The following is a 4906-nucleotide window of genomic DNA, read 5'->3' as shown; positions in this document are numbered from 1 at the left end:
CCCGCCGCTTGCCCCTCAACCCCGCCCCTGCTAAAGCGCGCCGCATGACGACGCCGCTCGACCACATCCGCAATTTCTCCATCGTCGCCCATATCGACCATGGCAAATCCACGCTTGCCGACCGGCTGATCCAGCTCACCGGCGCGCTGGAGGAGCGCGACATGAAGGAGCAGGTGCTGGACTCGATGGATATCGAGCGCGAGCGCGGCATCACCATCAAGGCCCAGACCGTGAGGCTCAACTACCGCGCCAAGAATGGCGAGGACTATGTGCTGAACCTCATCGACACGCCCGGGCATGTCGACTTCGCCTATGAGGTGTCGCGTTCGCTCGCCGCCTGCGAGGGGTCGCTGCTGGTGGTGGACGCAAGCCAGGGCGTCGAGGCGCAGACGCTCGCCAATGTCTACCAGGCCATCGACAACAACCACGAGATCGTCGTGGTGCTGAACAAGGTCGACCTGCCGGCGGCCGAGCCCGAGCGCATCCGCGAGCAGGTGGAGGAGGTGATCGGCCTCGACGCCTCCAACGCCGTGCTGATCTCGGCCAAGACCGGCCTTGGCGTGCCGGACGTGCTGGAGGCGATCGTCCACCAATTGCCGCCGCCGCGCGAGGGTGACATCGCAGCACCCCTGAAAGCCATGCTGGTCGACTCCTGGTACGACGCCTATCTCGGCGTCATCGTTCTGGTGCGCATCATCGACGGCGTGATGAAGAAGGGCCAGACCATCCGCATGATGGGCACCGGCGCGAAATATCTCGTCGAACGCACCGGCGTGTTCAAGCCGGCCCGCGTCAATGTCGACGAGCTCGGCCCCGGCGAGTTCGGCTTCTTCACCGGCTCTATCAAGGAAGTGGCCGACACCCGCGTCGGTGACACCATCACCGAGGACCGCCGCCCGACGCAGAAGGCGCTGCCAGGCTTCAAGCCGGCGCAGCCGGTGGTGTTCTGCGGCCTGTTCCCGGTCGACGCCGCCGATTTCGAGGACCTGCGCGCCGCCGTCGGCAAGCTGCGCCTCAACGACGCCAGCTTCTCCTATGAAATGGAGACCTCGGCCGCGCTCGGCTTCGGCTTCCGCTGCGGCTTCCTCGGGCTGTTGCATCTGGAGATCATCCAGGAGCGGCTGGAGCGCGAGTTCAACCTCGACCTCATCGCCACCGCGCCCTCCGTCGTCTACCGCATGAACCTCATCGACGGCACGGTGAAGGAGTTGCACAACCCGGCCGACATGCCCGACGTGGTCAAGATCGCCTCGATCGAGGAGCCGTGGATCCGCGCCACGATCCTGACCCCCGACGACTATCTCGGCGGCATCCTGAAACTCTGCCAGGACAGGCGCGGCATCCAGGCCGATCTCTCCTATGTGGGAAAACGCGCCATGCTGACCTACGACCTGCCGCTCAACGAGGTGGTGTTCGATTTCTACGACCGGCTGAAGTCGATCTCAAAGGGCTACGCCTCCTTCGACTATCATTTGACCGACTATCGCGAGGGCGACCTTGTGAAGATGTCGATCCTGGTCAATGACGAGCCGGTCGACGCTTTATCCATGCTGGTGCACCGCTCGGCGGCGGAAAAGCGCGGGCGCCAGATGTGCGAGAAGCTGAAGGAGCTGATCCCGCAGCATCTGTTCAAGATCCCGATCCAGGCGGCCATCGGCGGCCGCATCATCGCCCGCGAGACCGTCTCGGCGCTGCGCAAGGACGTCACCGCCAAATGCTACGGCGGCGACGTGACCCGCAAGCGCAAGCTGCTGGACAAGCAGAAAGAGGGCAAGAAACGGATGCGGCAGTTTGGGAAGGTGGATATTCCCCAGGAAGCGTTTATCCAGGCGCTGAAGATGGGGGATTGAGGGCCCCGGCGATCGTTTTGTCGTGCAGCATTTAAAATGTCGGCCCCGCGAATCGACCGCGGGCTTCTAGCAGGAGAGTTGCCCGCAGGCAGTGAGGACCGGCTGCGCGGCTCTGAGCTTGCTCGGTGGAGCGGGCACGTAACTGTCTTGCTACGCTTCCCTGACACACCAATCCCTATCACACGGCTGCAATAGTAGATGTGCAAGGCTACATCGGTGCCGGTTGAGATATGGCCGAATAGTCATGAAATCTGCCGAAAGGCCGGCAATTCTGGCCGGGGGACAATTTGTCCCGACTATGCGCAAACGTATTTACGGGATGTAACCAAACTGGTTACATCTTGAGTCGGTGGAGGCGGTGGGATTCGAACCCACTGGACCCAAGGTCGGAAGCCCGGACCAGCTACCAAGCCGCCCCCACCACGACTTCCCCGGATGGCTCGGGGAAGAAGGCACCCGCAGCGGGATGCGCCATCCAGCGACGCCCGGTGGGGCGGGAGTGTGATCGCTTTGCAAGGGTCGAATCACTCCCCTCCATCGCGCTGGAGCCGGAATTGAAAGGTGACTCGATCAATTAACACAAGAGTCCCGACCCGCGATTCGCGGGTACGACGGGCTTTCTGGGGATAACTGGCAATGGCCGGTGAAAACCCGACAGAGATAAAGGGTCGTGTCGCGCGCATACCTGTATAAAAGACCAAATTCCCTGACGACAGCGTAGAATGACTCAGTTATTTTCCCTCTCGAACGGGGGAGGGAATAATGCCGCGATGCAAGGTTGTGGCGTATCTAGTAGAGGTGCGCAAACTCAATGCCTCGTCAAAGCAGAACCTGAAATTTGGTTCATTCGACGGGACGGCCGACCTTCGAGATACGATTCTGAAGTATCTCCAGAAGATGGTCACATATAGCAAGGTCGCTCACTTTCAGAAGACCTTCAAAGTGGTCTTGGACAAGCCAGCCAACACCGGCGCCTTGACGGGCATGGTCTTTGCTGGCGACTATGGCCAGGCGTCAGACATCATCGACGCCGACAGCGGCAAAACCACCTACAAGAAAAAGAAGACCGAATCGCTGCCCTCGCCATTTTATTTTCACCTCGAGCTGCCTCCAAATGAAACCCGAGGAATCCTGTGTTTGCAGCAATCTGGTTTGAATGGCGTAAAGAGTCTGTTTGAGGGCGCAATCGCTGGCCAGCTACAGAAATATTACCCAGACTATCGCCTTCACGTAAGAAGTATGACACTCGCGGATGCTCTTAAGGAATATTTGAAAACAGGGAGTGTATAAGAAATAACTGTTGAGAAGCATGAGATACCGGCGGATATTGCTGATGCTTTTGGGGGGATAAAAAAGGCGTACCCGGGCGTGTTCTCTTATTCCGTTCGTCCTTCGAACGGTCTCTTCAAGAAGGACGGTCTAATTGCGTTTGCCAATGGACAGAAAGAATTGGACGATGTCTTCGAGTTCGGCGAGCATGGGTTTGACGTTGTTACCACCAAGATCCGAGTTGGTGGCGAAATACGGAAGATAAATCTCACAAAGCCAAATAGCATCAATAGTTCGTTCGACATCACTGATGACGTAAAGTTTGGACCCGATGGTCATCCAACTAGGGACAGCCTTGCCAAAGAATTCAAGGAGATAGTCGCCGAAATAGCAAAGCGCGGCGGTATAATGCTATGACTAGCAAAATCGATATTAGAATGATCGTACGCGATCATTTTGCTACTCTAAAGGACGAAGGCACAGATAAAGTTAGCGTTGCAGATTACCTGGTTATGCTAGGCGCGCCAATAGCTTTGGCGTTACTGGCATGGGCTCTCGGGTTTTCGATACCAGATGCATACGTAGGAACGCTAGTATCTGTTTTTGCTATATTTGCGGGACTTCTCTTTAACGTGCTTGTATTGATATACTCATTTGCTGATTCTTCACGCGGCGCCAACAAGGAATTGAGAGATAGGCTTTTAAGGCAGTCTTTTTCCAATATTTCATTCACTATAGTTTCGTCACTGGTAATCGTTTTTTTGCTTACAAGCCTGCTATTCACATGCGGCATTACGCAGCGGATATTGGAAACGCTGGCAACCGCAATTGCTATCAACTTCTTCCTCTCTCTTCTGATGGTTTTGAAGCGAATTCATGTCCTGCTTAGGGACAAGTTTGGCGGCTAGGGCCGTCTTTTACGCAACATCGCGTGCGCCTTGTGCTTAGGCGAGGCCGCCTTCACCAATCCGGCCGTAGGGTAAGGCGCTAGCGATCTGGAGTGCCGCGCGGCGATCGTAACGGAAATCGGAATCAGCGCGCTGCGACGCAACCGTCGCTTGATCGTTGGCTCTTCGGACTAGTAACCTCTTGCTGGCTTCACACTTCACCATCTCCCCACCTCGTTGTATCCTCTCCCCGGGCTTGGGGAGACATCACATGCGCTCCACCTCGGACACCGTCGCCGCGATCGGCCTCGCCATTGGCGGCGCTTTGGGCATGGCGGGCACTTTCGTTGGCAGCGACGCGCTGCGCGAGACGCTGTGGACCATCGACGGCGCGGGCATCGTCGTCGCCGCGGCGCTGCTGACGATAAAATACCAGCGGCTCGGCAATGATCTCGTCGCGGCCGGCTTCCTGACTTTCCTCGCCGGCGAAAGCCTGCTTCTGGCCGGCAATGCGGCGGGCCTGCAGGCCTCAGTGCCTTCCTATGCCGGCGGCATTGCGCTGTGGGCGGCGGGGCTGGTCATGGTTAGCGCGCAGGCCACCTTCGCGCTCTGGATGCGGCTCACGGGGCTCATTGCCGCCGCGCTCTTCACTGTTTCGGTGCTGATGATCCTGTGGGGCGCGCCGCTTTTGCCCACCTCGTCGCCGCTGCCGGCGCTCGGCTATCCGTTCCTGGTGCTGACCTTCGTCGGCTGGATCTGGACTTTGCTGAAAGCGGAGCGCTGAGTGCCAGGGCCATGGCCGCGCCGCTCGAACTCCGCAACAGCCCGTCGGGAAAGATCTTTCCGGCGCTCGGGCCGTTCCTGATCGGCGGCGTCTTCGGCTTCGGCGCGCTGCAGGGC

The 4906-nt window shown here is 58.6% G+C and carries 5 protein-coding genes and 1 tRNA gene; 5 read left to right on the top strand and 1 reads right to left on the bottom strand.

The window, feature by feature from the left end; all coding sequences use genetic code 11:
• The first annotated feature begins 44 nt into the window (after positions 1-44).
• Positions 45-1850, top strand: a complete 1806-nt coding sequence (gene lepA, locus EOA27_RS22005) for a translation elongation factor 4 (protein ID WP_126080276.1) — start codon at positions 45-47, stop codon at positions 1848-1850.
• A gap of 350 nt (positions 1851-2200) precedes the next feature.
• Here lepA and EOA27_RS40365 read toward each other — a convergent pair.
• Positions 2201-2269 (bottom strand) — tRNA-OTHER (locus EOA27_RS40365).
• Between the two features lie 343 nt (positions 2270-2612).
• Between EOA27_RS40365 and EOA27_RS22000 the strand changes: the two genes are divergently transcribed.
• The 4 genes from EOA27_RS22000 to EOA27_RS40850 all read left to right on the top strand — a co-directional run bounded on the left by EOA27_RS22000 (position 2613) and on the right by EOA27_RS40850 (position 4790).
• Positions 2613-3140 carry a hypothetical protein gene (locus EOA27_RS22000; protein ID WP_126080277.1) on the top strand — a complete coding sequence of 176 codons (528 nt, stop codon included), beginning with the start codon at positions 2613-2615 and terminating at the stop codon, positions 3138-3140.
• A 78-nt stretch (positions 3141-3218) separates the two neighbouring features.
• Positions 3219-3536, top strand: a complete 318-nt coding sequence (locus EOA27_RS21995) for a hypothetical protein (RefSeq protein ID WP_127257155.1) — start codon at positions 3219-3221, stop codon at positions 3534-3536.
• 20 nt (positions 3537-3556) lie between these two features.
• Positions 3557-4027 carry a hypothetical protein gene (locus EOA27_RS21990; protein WP_126080279.1) on the top strand — a complete coding sequence of 157 codons (471 nt, stop codon included), beginning with the start codon at positions 3557-3559 and terminating at the stop codon, positions 4025-4027.
• Positions 4028-4277: 250 nt separating this feature from the next.
• Positions 4278-4790, top strand: coding sequence for a hypothetical protein (locus EOA27_RS40850; RefSeq protein WP_189343305.1), 513 nt, complete (start codon positions 4278-4280; stop codon positions 4788-4790).
• Positions 4791-4906 lie beyond the last annotated feature (116 nt).

Source organism: Mesorhizobium sp. M2A.F.Ca.ET.037.01.1.1 (assembly GCF_003998075.1).
Classification (GTDB): Bacteria; Pseudomonadota; Alphaproteobacteria; order Rhizobiales; family Rhizobiaceae; genus Mesorhizobium.
This window is presented reverse-complemented; position numbering and strand designations above follow the sequence as displayed.

Excerpts from the sequence above, each read along its gene's own strand:
- lepA (WP_126080276.1), top strand. The coding sequence starts at position 45 with ATGACGACGCCGCTCGACCACATCCGCAATTTCTCCATCGTCGCCCAT.
- EOA27_RS22000 (WP_126080277.1), top strand. The coding sequence starts at position 2,613 with ATGCCGCGATGCAAGGTTGTGGCGTATCTAGTAGAGGTGCGCAAACTC.
- EOA27_RS21990 (WP_126080279.1), top strand. The coding sequence starts at position 3,557 with ATGATCGTACGCGATCATTTTGCTACTCTAAAGGACGAAGGCACAGAT.
- EOA27_RS40850 (WP_189343305.1), top strand. The coding sequence starts at position 4,278 with ATGCGCTCCACCTCGGACACCGTCGCCGCGATCGGCCTCGCCATTGGC.